Source organism: Arenibacter latericius DSM 15913, assembly GCF_000424985.1.
In the GTDB taxonomy this organism is placed as follows: Bacteria; Bacteroidota; Bacteroidia; order Flavobacteriales; family Flavobacteriaceae; genus Arenibacter; species Arenibacter latericius.
Map to the genome: position 1 here is coordinate 22,066 of NZ_AUKX01000010.1, position 15,819 is coordinate 37,884.

Genomic DNA, 15,819 nt, shown 5'->3' on the forward strand with positions numbered 1-15,819 from the left:
TTCTAAATTTTATAATTATTATATTTTAAAATCCTATGTTTAATCCTAGAGAGAATGTTCTAGGCATTGGATATAAATCACTCGTACCCTGTTCGGTATATGAACCTCTATTACTTTCGGGGTCAGACCCTAACCAATTGGTATATGTATACAAGTTCTTAGCACTCAGCGAAATTCGCAGACTAGAGACATGCAACTTATCTAAAATAGATTGATCAAATTGATACCCCAAAGAAAGGTCACGTATTCTAACAAAATCTCGACTTAGGTACCAGTTTGTTTTCAATGGGTTACTATATTTTAAACCTGGTCTATTATTTGACTGATTCTCAGGAGTCCACCAACCTGCATCAATTTGATTAAAACTTCTATCAGGAACCAATGGATTTATCAAATTGAAAGGAGCATCCCATCCTAACATGGAATTCACAAAAACAGATAGGGAAAAGTTACCGTAAGTGAAGGTGTTCCTTAAACCTAAAACAAATTCTGGGTTAGTACCCGATCCCACAACCGTCCTATCTGCAGGAGTAATAGCTCCATCGCCGTCTAAATCCTTAACTCTAACAAATCCAGGCGCCGAGCCTTCTGGTATATTTGTATCACCTACTTGATAGATACCATCAAATTGATAATCGTAGAAGGAGTTTATAGGCTGCCCAATAAACCAGCTGTTAGCAACACTATCATCCTCTTTACCATCCCCGTCTAAATCTGTTCCAAATAAACTCGTAATCTTATTCTTGTTATAAGAAAAGTTTAGACTGGAATTCCATTCAAACTTATCGGTCTTGATGTTTGAGGAATTTAATAATAATTCAATACCACGATTGTTTGTTTCTCCTATGTTAGTTAGAATACTGGTATATCCTCCCATTACTGGAATACTTCTTCTAACCAATAAATCTTTGGTTCTACTGTCATAAAACTCCAATGATCCCCCAAGTCTGCCCTCAAACACGTTGAAGTCCAGGGCTATGTTTGATGTATAGGTAGTTTCCCATTTTAATGAATTATTTCCTAATGATGAGGTCACAACACCTAAACTGCTTCCTCCTCCTTCACCGAACACATACCTCTCGGTTTTGGATAAACTAAGTGATTGATAGGGGGAAATGGCTTGATTCCCAACTGCTCCATAGGACAACCGTAACTTTAATAAATCAATTTTTGAGTTATCTTTTAAGAAAGGTTCGTCAGAAATAATCCACGCAAAGGCTCCTGATGGAAAGGTCGCATATTTATGATTGGCGGAAAACACCGAACTACCATCTCTTCTAGCTGTTAGAGTAACCAAGTATCTATTTTTAAATTGATAGTTTAAACGTCCCATATACGAGACACCTTCCGTATTTTGGGCATAAGAAGAATTCTTTAAAATGGCCCCTAAGCCAAGATTATTAAATCCAAGACCATCTATACTAAGTTGATCAGCTTCTGCCGTTGTAGACTCATATTCCGTATGATTACGGCTGTAAAGCAAGGTTAAATCTAGACCATGATCATCTCCAAATTGACGTTTGTAGGTTACTATATTTTCTTGTAACCAGTCAAAATCATTTCTATTAAATTTTCTAGCACTAGTATTGTTATACTCTACTCTTTTATCCTGTCTTACATAATTGTAATCATTATTCCATCTAATATTGGGAGAGAAATTGAGTCTATAACTAATTGAACCTCCGAATAATTTCGCATTTATTTCAGCGTAAAAATTGCTAAACAAGTTATTCGAAATGTTTTCGTTGGTCGTTAAGTTTGCCAACCAAATAGGATTGGTAGCAGCCCGCTCTGAAGGTACTGGAAATTGAGTTGGTGTACCATCTTCATTATAATATGTACCGAAAGGACTTGTTCTATATGCATCGTTCAAAGAACCTTCTCTCCCGGACAAATCGCGCCTCGAATAGGTAGCATTTACACCTGTTTTAATCCAATCTGCAAGCTTAACATCAACGTTGCTACGAAAAGTCATACGCTTTTCTTCATCATTATAAATTAACCCCTTGTTCTCACTAAAGGAGGAAGAAAGGTAATAATTAACGCTTTCTGACCTTCCCGAAATATTCAGATCTATAGAATTTATAGAACCTTGCTGAGAAACTACATCCCATGGGTCTGTACTTCTTCCAGCAAGATAATTTTCCGCCTCCAGAGTGGATAAATAATCGGCAATATTTTCAGCGATTGCTTCTTGTCCTGAGGCTCTTCTCCAATCTAGTCTTCGCTCCAAATACCTCTCTGGGCTTAACAACTCTATCCGATTGGCAGATTCCGACAATCCACTAAAAACATTCACATTTACTGATGGTTTGGTAGTTGTTCCTTTTTTAGAGGTAACCAATATAACCCCATTAGATGCACGAGATCCATAAATTGCTGCTGAACTGGCGTCTTTTAGAATATCTATAGTTTCAATGTCCTGAGGGTTTATATCATTAAGGCTACCATTAAAAATAATCCCATCTAAAACTACAAGGGGAATATTGTCTCCACTTAGTGAATTCTGACCTCTAATTAATATGTTCCCTGCTTGACCGGGTCTACCATCCCCAATAAATTGAACTCCTGCAACGCCACTTAATGATTGGGTGACATTTACGTTGGGCAAATTCTTATTTGCATCGTCCATATCAATAGATGAAATAGCTCCAGTAATATTTCTTTTACTCTGAGTACCGTACCCAACTACTACAATCTCATCAAGTAAACTAACATTCTCTTTCAGCACCACATCTATCTGTGTTCTTGATCCTACAAGGATTTCTTGAGTAGCAAATCCCATATAGCTAAAAACTAGGGTTGCATCATTGGAATCGACCTGAATACTGTAATTACCATTAAAGTCTGTTATTACTCCTGTGTCCGAATTTTTGATCAATACACTGACACCTGGTAAAACTTCATTAGTGGTTTCATCACTAACCGTTCCTATTACCGTAGTTTGAGCATAAGTAAACGATATCGTAACTAAACTAATTATTATAAAGCTTAATAAGCTTTTATACGACCTTGCTCCTTCTTGATTTTTAATTAAGTAATCATGCATATTTGCGCTTTTTATTGTTAGAAATAGGTGTTTGGGCAATCTGTTTAATCATTTAAGCAAAAAGATAAAAATCATTCCGATGATAGCATATCTTGTTCAAAACTCGATGTAATTAATTTCGGTTCTAAAAATAAATTCATTTTCTTCATTTCATAATTATTTATTTGGTTAATTAAAATTGTTAGGGCTTTGCTAGCCATTTTTTCGATAGGTTGTTTTATATAAGGAATAAAGCTTTCTAGAAAGTCAAATCCTGCATTTTGATCAAAAACAACAACTTTTATATTCTTATAAAAATCACGATTATAGGCAAGCAATTGCTTTAAACCTTCCGCTGCCAATGTATTATTGTGGAAATATAGCGCATCCACATTTTGCCGCGCAAGTTCCTTAATTGCTTGTTCTATGTTTACCAAAAGTAGTTTTGGATCAATAGCCATAATTATACTATTGTCTACCAATATATTTGCACTTTTCAAGGCATGTATATAGCCATCGAACCTGTCTTTATAGTGATTTAATTGAGAAGTATTTAATAACGTTCCAATTCTTCTGCAACCCTGATCAATTAAATAGTTGGTCGCCTGAAAAGAAGCTTTAAAATTATCTATTACAACACTATTCGCATCAATTGATAAAAAATATCTATCTATTAAGACCATCGGAAAATTCCTATTTGCTAATTTTTCAATTGATTTAACGGATCCTTCCGGTGGTGCAATGATAAAACCATCAACTTGTTTGGTAAGCATAAAATCCATCACCTTTTCAAATTTTTCAATATTCTCATCCGAGGAACCAAAGATTACTGTATAGTCTTGGTGAAACGCAACATCTTCTATAGCTCTTGCCAGATTAGCAAAAAAGGGATTGGAAATATCAGCTAAAATCACCCCTATAGATCTTGTTTTATTAGTTTTTAGACTTCTAGCATTAAGGTTTGGATGATAATTTAATTCCTTGGCAGCCTTCCTAATTTTTGCTGCCGTTACAAGGGACACCCTATTTTCTTTTTCTTTATTATTTAAGACATAGGACACAAGTGATGTGGAAACCCCCACCAACTTGGCAATATCTTTAAGAGATGATTTCTTTTTCATAATTGCTTTAACGATTAAGCAATGTTATTAATTAAATTATTATAATCAAAATAATAATTGATTTTAATTATCAATATGATAGTTTTAGAGCGCAAACATCCCTTTATCTCATTTAAACTATTCTAAAACTTTCAATATGATATTAGTAACACTCCATCTATTACTACTAATTAATACACAAGTAGTTTGAAAAAATATTCCATTTTGGATTAAAATAGATGCTAATGCACTCTTCCTGATTATGCCCTTTTATATGTAACCTATCCACCATACATTTTATATTGAGAGATTTAGGAAGTGCAATCAATTCTAGGGTTAAATCCTTCTTCTAATTCCCCTAATCGCTGATACAATAGATATTTTGCATCATAAATCTTCTTATTCTTTAGGTCCGGCTCATACACTTCATCAAATCCAGGCCCCATATTATTAATTGCTTCATCCATAGTCTGATAAACACCGGAGGCAACAGCAGCATACATTGCGGCTCCCAAAGCGGGCGTTTGGGTAGAAGCAGTAATCTTAATAGAACGACCTAGAATATCTGCCATGGTCTGCATTACTAATTTGGATTTATTTGCTACCCCTCCAATAGCGATCACCTCTTCAATATGTATTCCCTCTTCTTCAAATCGATCAATAATTCTCCTAGAGCCAAAGCATAATGACTCAACCAAGCTTTTGAAAATATGGGCGGATTGTGTTCCCATTTTAAGTCCCATAATTGCTCCCTGTAGCGATTCATTCACATAAGGAGATCTACGTCCATTTATCCAATCTAGTGAAACAACTGTACTGTCCTCTACTGACAATTCGGATGCCTCCTTGGACAACTGAATAATCATGGAATCCATGAGCTCTTGCGTTAATGCTTTTTTGGTGTTGTGATCTAGGAGTTGACTCTCTTTAATTAGTGAAACTGACGCAGTTAAAACTAGTTGTGCAAACCAGGCCAAAACGTCTCCAAACGCTGATTGTCCAGCTTCCAGTCCAAAAAATCCAGGTAAAATTGAACCATCTACCTGCCCACATATTCCACTTACAAGTTTCTTACCTAAAGAATCTTTTGAAGCTATTAACATATCACAGGTGGAAGTACCTACTACTTTTACCAAAGCATTCTCTTTTATTCCAGCACCTACAGCCCCTGCATGTGCATCTATAGTTCCGACCGCGATAATTGTATTATCTGATAATCCTAGTTTTGCTGCCCATTCCTTACTTATATAACCAGCAGGCATATCAGAGGTATAGGTTTTAGAATATAAGTTATCACGGAGCGATCCCAGCGTAATGTCTAGTTTAGACAGGAACTCCTTAGGTGGCAACCCATCCCAGTCCTTATGCCAAAGTGCTTTATGGCCGGCTGCGCATCTACTTCTTTTTAAATTTTCTAAATCCAATCCAGTGAGTACTCCTGTTACATAATCACAGTGCTCCATCCAAGAAAATGCCGCCTTGGATATTTCTTTATCTTTTCGGTGTATAGAAAGAATTTTTGACCAAAACCATTCTGAAGAATAGATACCTCCTGAATATTTGGTGAAATTTTCTCCTCCCCAATTTTCAGCTAATTTGGTGATCTCTGTCGCTTCTTTAATAGAAGTATGATCTTTCCACAGAATCATCATAGCATTGGGGTTGTCTTTAAATTCAGGTAAGAGCGCCAAAGAGACTCCATCCTTATTTACTGGCATGGGTGATGAACCTGTGGTATCTACACAGATTGCTTTTATCTCCTTTGAGTAAATTTTAGAATTTTTCACTAACTCTGAAATTGTAAATTGCAAGCCCTCTAAATGGTCTAGTGGATGTTGTCTGTACAAGTTTTTCTCCGGATCACAGTAAAGCCCTTTTTTCCAACGCGGATAAACAAAAACTGATTTTTCTAATATTTCCCCATCGGTGCAGCGCACCAAAATTGCTCGCACAGAATCTGTCCCATAATCCAGCCCGATCACATATCTCATATTTCAATACTTTTTTTCTTGTTATAAATGAAGTGAGTCAAAAGAAATCCGACTATAAATATTGTAAGTGTACCCATTACTATTGTTAAATTAGTATGAAGTCTATTTTGGAAACCCTCAAAATCTGTCCCCCCTAAAACAATTGGTGAGAGGCTCATCCATCCGATTACAACAACTCCACAAAGAACACCGATTGCTGCAGCTTTACTAGGCGTTTTTCTCACCACAAAACCTAACAAAAACAATCCTAATATTCCGCCACTAAATATAGAGGATAATGCCCACCAAGCTTCTAGGGCACTTGTTACTCCATTAAATGCTAAACCCACTACAATACTTAATCCGCCCATTATAAATGAACTGATCAATAAAACTCTCATTGATTGTTTTTCGTTAGCGTTTTTGTGAATATATTTTCTATAATGATCTGACAGAAATACCGTTGCCGAGCTATTTATACTTGTCGAAACCGTACTCATACCCGCTGCAAAAATAGATGCGATTAAAATTCCGGTAACTCCTTTGGGAAGACCCGATACAATGAAATAAGGGAAGACCTTATCTGCATTTTGCGCCAAATGTAATTCTGAAGGTAATAAATCCGGGAAAACCTGATAATAGGAGAATAGCGCGGTTCCTATGAAGAAAAACAGAAGAGAAACAGGCACATACAGCAAGCTTCCCAACCATGTAGACTTTACTGCCTCCTTTTCAGTTTTCGCACTTATATAACGTTGAATATAACTTTGATCTATCCCAAAATTCTGCAAGTTAATAAACAGTCCATAAATCAGAATCATCCAAAAGGTGGACTCTACAAAATTAAATTTAAAACTCCCCAAACTAAATTTATCTGCTTCTGCGGCTATAGTAATTACTTCTTCAGGTCCATTAGGCATGGAGAACAAAATCACGAAAAGACATAACAAGGCTCCTGCAATCAAGATTATCCCCTGAATGGCATCCGTCCAAATTACTGCTTCTATTCCGCCTAACATTGCATAAACTATAACACTAATTCCAGTGCAAATGATAATAACAGGAATGCTCCATCCAAAAAGTGCATTCATAGGTAGTGCCAACAAATACATTATAGCTCCCATTCTTGCTAGTTGGGTTAATAAATAACAAATTGACGCATAAATTCTTGCCCAAGATCCAAATCTTGTTTCCAGGTAATAATATGCAGATTCGTTTTTTAAATTTCTATAAAGTGGAACAAAATATTTAACAGCAATCCAAGCCGCAAAAGGTATAGATAAACTAAATACAAACCCGTTCCAGTTAGACAGATAAGCATTGCCAGGCAGTGCCAAAAAACTTATACTACTCACAAAAGTGGCGAAGATGGACATTCCTATTGCCCAACTTGGAAGTCTCCCTCCTCCTGTGGTATATTCCAAGGAAGTCCTTTTTCTAAATGAAAAAGAAATACCAAACACCACTATGGCAGCCATGTAAACAAAAAAAACGATTAAATCTATAATTGGTAAATCCATTGATTAGGGTATGTTATAGTTGGTTTTGACAATTTGGAATTAATATATACTCATCTTATCGCTAATTTGAAAATATCTTTTTTTCAATTCTTCTACTTCTATGGTCGAAAATGGATATATGGGAGGAGCAAAATGTGCTTGGCAAAGTCCCGCAAAGGAAAGAGTTGTTTTCAATCCCTTTAAATAACTTGATTTATAACCACCCAACTGATATATATTTTTACTGATTTCCATTACAATTGCTTGAAGACTTTTTATCATTTCAAAATCATTCCTAATGGCAGCTTCATACAAGTCCACGTACAGCCTAGGAAACACATTTGCACCACCACAAACGCCTCCATGGCCACCCATTAATACGGTCTCCACCATCATTTCTTCTGGACCTACCATAAGCACAAAATCTTCTTGATCTTTAAAGAAATGGCACAATGATTGAAAATAAACAGAATGTGCTGAACTGTCCTTTAACCCAATGATACGTTCGTGTGAAGAAAGCCTAATTGCAGTATCCAATTCTATATTAAGTTTGGTATGAGAAGGCATATTGTACAGGAACATGGGCAAGGATATTGAATCTGCTAACTGGTTAAAATAAGTGTACATTTCCTGCTGGTCAATATTCATATAGAATGGAGGCGCCGCAACTACTGCATACGCCCCAGCTTTTGCGGAATAATTAGCCAATTGAATACTTTCTTCTAAAGAAACATCCGTGATTCCAACTAAAACTGGGATCCTTCCAGCTACTATATCGCAGGTCGCACTTATTAACTCCTTACGGATTTTATAACTCAGTCCTGAAAACTCCCCTGTAGTTCCAAGGATAAATATTCCATGAACGCCCCCTGAAATTAGGTGTTCAATCAGTTTCTTTACACAATCTAAATCTAATGATCCATCAAAATTCAAAGGAGTTATCATTGGAGGCACTATACCTCTTAAGGGTAAATTATCATTAATTTTTAAGTTCATTTTATAAATTTAAAAGATTTGTAAGATTTGTAGGTATTTAACATCCTCCACTCTGTTAAAAGCGAATGTACGCTCAGAATTAGATCAGTTCTTATTATTATTTAGACAACAAAATTGTCCACTGACAGTAATGCACGTGATCTTTCTCATTTATTACAGCAGAGATGAATATCACGCTGAAAACCTGCTAAAATTTAGGCATCCTTATCACTTTTATTTAGTTACCTCAGGAAAATCACCACATATCGAAGTATTGATACCTAGAGAATTAAACACGGACGCCTTAAACTTGGCAGCATTAATCGCGCTCTCCTTTGAATCTGCGTAAACCACTTGAATATGGTTGGCTTTATGTCTCCCCATCATTTGGTTTTTAGAAATTCCCGGCAATACGGCGTGCATAATGGGCCATGCCGGAGTGGTATTCTCCCACCTTCTATTGGTTTCTTCTTCTGATAAAGACACTACCTCTCCTATTCCTAAGTCGCAGTGAAGCTCGTCTTCTTGTATAAAAATTCTGCTCCATACAATAAAACCAGGCTTGCTAATCCCTTTAAGACTTCCGCCTCCTTTTTTGAAATACATGGGGGGTTGTCTTTCACTACTTGCACCAGCATAGCCTCCAATAAAATGAGCAGGAGGAGCAGCTCCAGAAATCAAAAAGACCCATACAAATTCCAATTTTCCATCAACAAGACATTCTTCTCCCCATCGGATATCATGTAGCGTAGTTTCAGGAGAAAGACCAAGTTCTTTCCAGAGTCTAGTAGTAATCAATGCATCAATTCCAGCGCACTCATCAACTTCATTAAAATGAGGAATAGAGTTTTTGGCATAAAGCTCTTTATTGGCAGAGTCAAAAACTGGGGGACGGTCTTCATTGTTTAATAAACCTTCTACCAAATCACTGGCAGCTACCAAATCTTTTAAACCTTGTTGATATTGAATTCCAATAGTGTCACAACCATATTGGTCAGCAATTCTAATTGCGGCTATGTACATTTTACATTGCTCTAATGTTTGTTCTTTAGTGAGCTCTGTATCCGGATTGGTACCCCAGTTGAAACGCATACCTTTATTAAGTAGCCAATTCAATACATCTGTTGCTTCCGAATCGCCCACTTTTAACATTTCTGCATAAAGTGCAGATTGACTCAAGCGCTCTTTAAATATACCTAATCGATTAAGGAGTTTATCTGGAACAATGGCATTGAACATACCCATGCAACCTTCATCGAAAATTCCCATGATTGATTTCCCATGAAAAAACTCAGTTGCAAACCGCTCAGACTTCTCCTTTATATCACCATTAATTTTTAGAGTTTCAAAGGAGGTAACATGAGAGTCATCATGGCTAATCGTTCCCGTTTTTAGCCATTCATGCAATTTTGTTTTAAAATATTCATCCTTAAAATCGTGACTCCACAGCGTGCTATATTCCACTTCTGCTTTAGTTAAAGATCCATTTAAGTTTAGCATTCCCACTAAACCAGAAGATAACCCTTCCCAATTGGCCAAAGTCAATATTGGACCTTTATGGGTCATTAATCCTGGTAAAACATGATGAGAATACTGCCATACACTTTCAGCAACTATTATTGGAAGATTGGAATCAAGGTTTTTAAAGACCTCCATCCCCATCTTTTGAGAATCTATAAAACCATGTTGTTTTTCCGAATCAAAAGCATGTCCCCGCTTAAGTTGATAGCCTAAGTCTGACAAGGATGCTTCAAGTTGTTGCTCCATTATTGTTTGGAATTCCCACCCTACTTGATTGGCATCTAAACGCAAATCTCCGCTAGAAACTAGTAGTATTTTTTTTCGATTATCCATCTTTTTGATTTTGAGTTTACTTAGATACACAACAAACTTAGGCGGAATTGCCATTCGTTAATTGTTAGATTTTGCCAATAACTTATACTATCTTATCAAAACAAGATTAAAATAGCTCTATATATTGTCAATTGAATACAATCACTTACATTATGATAAAATATATACTCAAAATTTTTAAATTGCTTTCAAGCAAGCGATCAATTTAAATAAAGCGAAGTGAAACCACATTTTTACAACATACCAACTACGTCTGAGAGTTCATTTAGTGTTAGACATGATAGGAAATCAAATTTTGGTACACTATGGCATTTCCATCCAGAATTAGAATTACATTATATTATTAAAGGCCAAGGCACACAATATATAGGAGATTCTGTAAGCAGCTTTACAGATGGCGACCTCATTTTTTTGGGAGAAAACCTACCTCACACTTGGAGATGCACAGATGAATATTTCCAAGGACAAGATAATATTGAGGTGGAAGCTGTTGTTATTCAATTTTTACCTACTTGTTTTGGGGAGGATTTTTTCAAATTACCAGAAACCCAGTCCATTTCTACTTTATTTGAAAAAGCAAAAAAGGGAATGATTTTACACGGAAATACTAGAGAAAGACTTATTGATATCTTAATGAAAATTACTAAAGCCACTCAATTAGAAAGGGTTATTCATTTTCTAGAAGCACTTAAAATCTTAGGAACAACTACCGAATATGGGACTATCTCGCCTGGCTATGCAAATAGCCATTTAGTAAATATCTCAGAAATGCAAAGATTAGAAAAAATTTATACTTATGTCCTTGCAAATTATAAGGAGGAAGTTAGTTTGGAGAAAATAGCATCATTAGCACACCTAAGCATTTCTAGTTTTTGCAGATATTTTAAGGCTAAGACTAATAAAACTTTTTTTGAATTCTTGATTGAAATACGGATATCAAATGCATGTAGAGCTCTACTTGAAGATAAACTACCCATAGAAATGATCTGCTACGAATGTGGCTTTAATAACGTTTCTAATTTTTATAAGCATTTCAAAAAGATTACTGGAATGACACCTTTTGCGTACAAGAAGAAATATTACTCCACCCCTTATCTATAGAACCACATTATTTAAATTAGAGTAAATCCATAAAAGTCTAAAAATGTTGTTGTTGTTGTTGTAAGGCAAAAAATAAAGTGCCTACGGAATAGGATAGTAGCAGTGAAAAATTTCGATGATCTGTGAATTGAAATGCTTACTTCCCAGTAATAGATAAGAAACTAAAAGTCCGAATATTTTATAATAAAACATTCGAACTTATAAGTCAATTAATGACCTCCCCAAGAATCCCATTCGACTCGCCTCAGGACATGCCTCGATTCGCAAGTTACGCTTGTCGTGCTTCACACGTTTGTTCGTGACCTCACCAAGAATCGAACTTGGATCTAAAGTTTAGGAAACTTCTATTCTATCCGTTGAACTATGAGGCCATTTGCAGTCTATAATATAAAACTGCGGGTGCAAAAATAAAGTTTATTTGCCAAAAAATAGAATTAGATGCTTTAATGTTTTCAATAATTTATCGTTTTAAAAAACCATCTGTCTATAGAAGATGATTAGGAAAATCTTTTACTTCCTCACAGCATACCTGCTCCATTACCTGTTGCAGTTCTGTTTTTAAGAGAGAAATAGTGTGATCTCCTCCTTCTTTTCCTAATGCAGCCACTCCGTACATAAAGGAACGCCCCAAGAAGGTAAATTCTGCTCCACTAGCCAAAGTTCTAGCAATATCTGGACCGCCTCTTAGACCACTATCCATCATTACTTTTATTTGATTTCCGTATTTTTCGGCTATTCTCACCAAGGGTTTTATAGTAGATTCCCCAGCATCTAACTGCCTACCCCCATGGTTAGAAACGATAATCCCATCTAATCCCAACTTAATGCATCGCTCTGCATCTGCCTCATTAGCCACACCTTTTATCACCAATTTTCCTTTCCACATATCGCGGATGGGTTTTATTTTCTCTTCGTTTAATCTACCCGTAAAAGTCTGGTCCATAAATTTCCCTAACTGCGCTAAGTCGAGCCCCTTAGGCATATACGGCCTTAAGGTCTCAAAATTAGGTTGACCGTATTTTAGGGTATTCATTGCCCAACTAGGTTTCCCTAACACTTGAAGGATGTTCTTAACAGACATTTTTGGCGGCATGGCCAGTCCGTTTCTTATGTCTCGTGGCCTAAACCCAAAAGTAGGTACATCGGCCAAAATAACTAGGACAGGGCATTCTGCAGCCTCGGCCCTTTTAATAATATCATCTCTAACACTATCTTCCGTAGGATGGTATAGCTGAAACCAAGACTTACCCTCGGTAATCTCACTAATTCGCTCTATACTACTGGTACTTACGGTACTCAGGATAAAGGGAATGTTATGCTCAAAAGCGGCTTTTGCCAATATTTCTGGAGAGTTAGGCCACATAAGTCCCTGTAAGCCTACAGGTGCAATACCAAAAGGAGCGTCGTAAGTGTGTCCAAACAGCTCTGTTTTCATACTAGAGCCCGTATGCTTACTTAAATAGTAAGGCAAAAGCTCCACTTCCCTAATTTCGGAGGTATTTTTATGCAAGTTTACATCCTCGTTACAGCCCCCATCCAAATATTCGAAAGCAAATTTTGGAATCCTTTCTTTTGCCCTATTCCTTAAATCGGTTACGGAAGGGTATTTGGTATTGATTTTTATCTCTTTCTTTTTTTGCTGCATAACGCTTATATCCTATGATGTGTTTACTTATTCTTCTTTAACTGGACTTACAATTGGAAAACCTTTTCCATTAGTATCCACTTTTCACCTGGTTTTGCAAAAGGCAATGCCTGTTGGTATTTCCACATTAATTCCTCCCATTTTTCATTTTCGGGGTACTTCGCATCTATTTTCGCCTTCTTTTCGAAAGAGAAACTTTCATCGGCATCAATAATCATAAACATCCGATTCCCTACCCTATAAATCTGCATATCCTGTATTCCAGATTCCTTAATACTTTGTAGTATCTCTGGCCAAACTTCCTTATGGTAATCGTCATATGCCTTAATCAACTCAGGGTCGTCCTTAAGATCTAAGGCTAAGCAATATCTTTTCATCTGTTTAAATTTTATTGTTTTTTATTGGTCAGATGTAATTCGCCATTAAACATTTCGGTTAGTATCAACTTAATTGTTATGGCGCATTTCATATCTTTTATTTTAGACGTTATAACTATACTTTACACCAACTCTGTTTCGTACTTTTTAAATACGCGTAATCCATACCAAGCTATAAAGACAAAACACAAGAATGGAAGGATAAAGGAAAAGTTAACCTCTGTAACCCCTGCAATTCTAATATCGTCTACTTCATTACCACCTAAATCTATAATCATCCCCTGTAGTTTAGGCATTAAAGCACCACCAACAATAGCCATAACTAAACCTGCTGCTCCAATTTTGGATTCTTCTTCATTAAGACCAGTAAGTGCTACTCCATAAATTGTTGGGAACATCACAGACATAAATAAGGTAATTCCAACTAAACTATACAGGCCTATGATACCTTCTATATATATGGCTCCTAGGGCACATAATGCAGCACTTATTGCAAAGTACATCAGCAATTTCCCTGGACTCATGAAACGTAACATATAGGTACCAATAGCTCTACCCACTAGAAATAGTATAAAGGCGAGTATCTGATAGTTAGCAGCATCTTCACTAGACATTCCTATGGCCTCTGCATATTGGTAGATATAGGTCCAACACATAATTTGGGCTCCCACATATAAAATTTGTGAGACCACTCCCAATACATATTTCTTATTTTTTGCCAATCCGTTAAAAGTATCCTTTAAACTAGGAATGCCCCCTTCTTCTTTGGCTTGTGGCATTTTACTAACAAGGATTAGGAAGAATATAGCTAAGATTACCAATCCTAATATTACATAGGGATTACGAATCGCCATAAGGTCCGATGTACGGATCATCGCTTTTTTCGCTTCTGAAAGTACCGAGAAATCATCGTATTCCACCGACTGAAGTCTCTTAAGCACAAATTGTTGTGCAACCAATAATCCCAATAGAAGTCCCACCGGATTAAAGGCCTGGGCTAAGTTTAAACGCTGAGTAGCCGTTTCTGGCGCTCCCATTGCCAAAATATATGGATTAGCAGTAGTTTCTAAGAATGCCAATCCAAAGGTGAGTATATACAGTCCCAAACAGAAAAACCAAAACTGCTCCGTTATAGCTGCTGGATAAAATAACAATGCTCCAGCTGCATAGAGGGCCAGTCCAATTAATACACCCACTTTATACGAGTATTTACGAACAAATAAAGCTGCCGGCAGAGCCATACAGAAATACCCTCCGTAAAATGCCATTTGCACCCAAGCAGCCTGGGAATTGGAGAGTTCCAAAACTTTCTTGAAGGCTTGTACCATGGGATCGGTTACTGCATTGGCAAAACCCCAAAGGGCAAATAAGGAAGTGATTAAAATAAATGGAATAATCACCTTTTTAGATACTACTGGTGGCTTTTGGTCTTTCATTAGATTATTGAATGTTATATTTTACTTCTATTTTTAATTACGTATTCAGTTTTATGATATTGCTCGGTCTAAATGGGTATATCCCCCATCTACAAAGAGTAATTGCCCAGTGGTATGACTAGATCTCTTGGAAAGCAAAAAGGCCACGGTACTAGCAATCTCCTCTGAGGTAGTCATTCTTTTCCCTAACGGAATATTATCGGTAATACTTTTTAATTTTTCTTCTGGGTTATCAAAGGTTTTAATCCACCTGTCATATAATGGTGTATAGCATTCAGCAACAATAACCGCATTTACACGAATATTATATGGAAGCAGTTCTACCGCCCATTCTCTTGTTAATGCATTACGGCCCCCATTAGCTGCGGCGTAACCCGAAGTCCCCCCCTGTCCGGTAACAGAAGTTTTGGAACCAATGTTTACAATGGCACCTTCGGTCTTTTTAAGTTCTGGCAGAACGTAATGGGCCATCAGATAATAATGAGTAAGGGTCCGATTTATAGAGCGCAGAAAATCCTCATAATTTCCATTTTCTAAACTAACGTTATCATTAACACCTGCATTATTCACTAGGCCGTCTATTCTACCAAACCGCTCTATGGTACGTTCTACCGCTAATTTACATTGTTCCGGATCTGTAAGCTCAGCCAAGGCATAATAGGCCTTGCCCCCTTCTTTTTCAATCTCCACAACCGCTTCTAAAACACTCTTCTTATCTCTTCCAATAATAACAGGAATAGCCCCCTCTTTAGCGAGTAGAACACTTATTCCGTGACCAATTCCCTTGGAACCACCTGTTACTAGTATTACTTTATCCTTAAGTTGTAAATCCAT

General features: G+C 36.7%; 11 protein-coding genes and 1 tRNA gene. 1 reads left to right on the forward strand and 11 read right to left on the reverse strand.

Annotated elements, in window-relative coordinates:
• Window positions 1-25: 25 nt before the first annotated feature.
• The 6 genes from H344_RS19780 to H344_RS0106410 all read right to left on the reverse strand — a co-directional run bounded on the left by H344_RS19780 (window position 26) and on the right by H344_RS0106410 (window position 10,426).
• Entirely contained in the window at window positions 26-3,049 is a 3,024-nt protein-coding gene (locus tag H344_RS19780; RefSeq protein WP_051254144.1) for a SusC/RagA family TonB-linked outer membrane protein, read from the reverse strand.
• 71 nt (window positions 3,050-3,120) lie between these two features.
• Complete coding sequence (locus H344_RS0106390) at window positions 3,121-4,149, reverse strand: LacI family DNA-binding transcriptional regulator (RefSeq protein ID WP_026809555.1); 1,029 nt, start codon at window positions 4,147-4,149, stop codon at window positions 3,121-3,123.
• A gap of 290 nt (window positions 4,150-4,439) precedes the next feature.
• Window positions 4,440-6,119: a ribulokinase gene (locus tag H344_RS0106395; RefSeq protein WP_026809556.1), complete on the reverse strand. Its 1,680-nt coding sequence runs from the start codon at window positions 6,117-6,119 to the stop codon at window positions 4,440-4,442.
• On the reverse strand, window positions 6,116-7,618 hold the full coding sequence (locus H344_RS0106400; RefSeq protein ID WP_026809557.1) for a sodium:solute symporter: 1,503 nt from the start codon (window positions 7,616-7,618) through the stop codon (window positions 6,116-6,118). The genes H344_RS0106395 and H344_RS0106400 overlap by 4 nt, the downstream gene beginning before the upstream one ends.
• A gap of 39 nt (window positions 7,619-7,657) precedes the next feature.
• Window positions 7,658-8,593: a dihydrodipicolinate synthase family protein gene (locus H344_RS0106405; protein ID WP_034256244.1), complete on the reverse strand. Its 936-nt coding sequence runs from the start codon at window positions 8,591-8,593 to the stop codon at window positions 7,658-7,660.
• Between the two features lie 213 nt (window positions 8,594-8,806).
• Window positions 8,807-10,426: a fucose isomerase gene (locus tag H344_RS0106410; RefSeq protein ID WP_026809559.1), complete on the reverse strand. Its 1,620-nt coding sequence runs from the start codon at window positions 10,424-10,426 to the stop codon at window positions 8,807-8,809.
• A gap of 219 nt (window positions 10,427-10,645) precedes the next feature.
• Here H344_RS0106410 and H344_RS0106415 point away from each other — a divergent pair, with 219 nt between their 5' ends.
• A complete protein-coding gene (locus tag H344_RS0106415; RefSeq protein WP_026809560.1) occupies window positions 10,646-11,527 on the forward strand; it encodes an AraC family transcriptional regulator in 882 nt (293 codons plus the stop codon).
• A gap of 299 nt (window positions 11,528-11,826) precedes the next feature.
• Here H344_RS0106415 and H344_RS0106420 read toward each other — a convergent pair.
• From H344_RS0106420 to H344_RS0106440, 5 genes are all read right to left on the reverse strand, one after another.
• Window positions 11,827-11,898: transfer RNA gene (locus tag H344_RS0106420), tRNA-Arg, on the reverse strand.
• 113 nt (window positions 11,899-12,011) lie between these two features.
• Window positions 12,012-13,172 (reverse strand): alpha-hydroxy acid oxidase, encoded by a 1,161-nt coding sequence (locus H344_RS0106425; RefSeq protein ID WP_026809561.1) that lies wholly within the window; start codon window positions 13,170-13,172, stop codon window positions 12,012-12,014.
• Window positions 13,173-13,219: 47 nt separating this feature from the next.
• Window positions 13,220-13,549 (reverse strand): L-rhamnose mutarotase, encoded by a 330-nt coding sequence (locus H344_RS0106430; RefSeq protein ID WP_026809562.1) that lies wholly within the window; start codon window positions 13,547-13,549, stop codon window positions 13,220-13,222.
• A gap of 122 nt (window positions 13,550-13,671) precedes the next feature.
• Window positions 13,672-14,985: an L-fucose:H+ symporter permease gene (gene fucP / locus H344_RS0106435; RefSeq protein ID WP_026809563.1), complete on the reverse strand. Its 1,314-nt coding sequence runs from the start codon at window positions 14,983-14,985 to the stop codon at window positions 13,672-13,674.
• Between the two features lie 51 nt (window positions 14,986-15,036).
• Complete coding sequence (locus H344_RS0106440) at window positions 15,037-15,819, reverse strand: L-fucose dehydrogenase (RefSeq protein ID WP_026809564.1); 783 nt, start codon at window positions 15,817-15,819, stop codon at window positions 15,037-15,039.

What these genes read in the sequence shown, in the direction of transcription:
- H344_RS0106405 (WP_034256244.1), bottom strand. Translation starts at nt 8,593, where the DNA reads ATGAACTTAAAAATTAATGATAATTTACCCTTAAGAGGTATAGTGCCT.
- fucP (WP_026809563.1), bottom strand. Translation starts at nt 14,985, where the DNA reads ATGAAAGACCAAAAGCCACCAGTAGTATCTAAAAAGGTGATTATTCCA.
- H344_RS0106440 (WP_026809564.1), bottom strand. Translation starts at nt 15,819, where the DNA reads ATGGATTTACAACTTAAGGATAAAGTAATACTAGTAACAGGTGGTTCC.
- H344_RS0106425 (WP_026809561.1), bottom strand. Translation starts at nt 13,172, where the DNA reads ATGCAGCAAAAAAAGAAAGAGATAAAAATCAATACCAAATACCCTTCC.
- H344_RS0106410 (WP_026809559.1), bottom strand. Translation starts at nt 10,426, where the DNA reads ATGGATAATCGAAAAAAAATACTACTAGTTTCTAGCGGAGATTTGCGT.
- H344_RS0106400 (WP_026809557.1), bottom strand. Translation starts at nt 7,618, where the DNA reads ATGGATTTACCAATTATAGATTTAATCGTTTTTTTTGTTTACATGGCT.
- H344_RS0106390 (WP_026809555.1), bottom strand. Translation starts at nt 4,149, where the DNA reads ATGAAAAAGAAATCATCTCTTAAAGATATTGCCAAGTTGGTGGGGGTT.
- H344_RS19780 (WP_051254144.1), bottom strand. Translation starts at nt 3,049, where the DNA reads ATGCATGATTACTTAATTAAAAATCAAGAAGGAGCAAGGTCGTATAAA.
- H344_RS0106395 (WP_026809556.1), bottom strand. Translation starts at nt 6,119, where the DNA reads ATGAGATATGTGATCGGGCTGGATTATGGGACAGATTCTGTGCGAGCA.
- H344_RS0106430 (WP_026809562.1), bottom strand. Translation starts at nt 13,549, where the DNA reads ATGAAAAGATATTGCTTAGCCTTAGATCTTAAGGACGACCCTGAGTTG.